2 pseudogenes are annotated in these 598 nt (G+C 63.7%); both read left to right on the top strand.

Annotated features, from left to right (window positions below):
* Positions 1 to 327 (top strand): annotated as a pseudogene (locus AC3ZU9_RS31535) (type I secretion system permease/ATPase); the annotation flags it as partial.
* Positions 324 to 598 (top strand): annotated as a pseudogene (locus tag AC3ZU9_RS31530) (hemolysin D); the annotation flags it as partial. The pseudogenes AC3ZU9_RS31535 and AC3ZU9_RS31530, both read left to right, overlap by 4 nt.

The following is a 598-nucleotide window of genomic DNA, read 5'->3' as shown; positions in this document are numbered from 1 at the left end:
GCTCTGGCACGCGCGCTGTATGGCGGGCCACGCCTGATCGTGCTGGATGAGCCCAATTCCAACCTCGATACGGTCGGTGAAGCAGCCTTGGCCAGCGCCATCGTGCAGATGAAAGCCCAGGGCAGCAGCGTGGTGCTGGTGACCCACCGTTCTTCGGCGTTGGCCCAGGCCGACAAGCTGTTGGTGCTCAACGATGGGCATTTGCAAGCCTTCGGGCCCAGCCAAGACGTGCTGCGCGCGTTGTCCGGTCAGCAGGAAGCGCCGAAGGAGAAACCCGGCGTGAGTTTCAGTCGTCAGTATCAGGCCGGAAGGAACCCAGGCGCATGAGCAGCATCACTGTTGAACCCCGCTTCAAAGAGCGCGACGCCACGTTTTTTACGCGCATGGGCTGGCTGCTGACGCTGGTCGGTGCCGGCGGGTTTTTCCTGTGGGCCAGCCTGGCGCCGCTGGACCAGGGCATTCCGGTACAAGGCACGGTCGTGGTGTCGGGCAAGCGCAAGGCGGTGCAAACCTTAAGCCCCGGCGTGGTCAGCCGGATTCTGGTGAAGGAGGGCGAGCATGTGAAACAGGGCCAGCCGCTGTTTCGCCTCGACCAGAC

It is taken from the genome of Pseudomonas sp. A39, from assembly GCF_058145955.1.
Note: the sequence above shows the minus strand (reverse complement) of the source record. Positions and strands in the feature narration are given on the sequence as shown.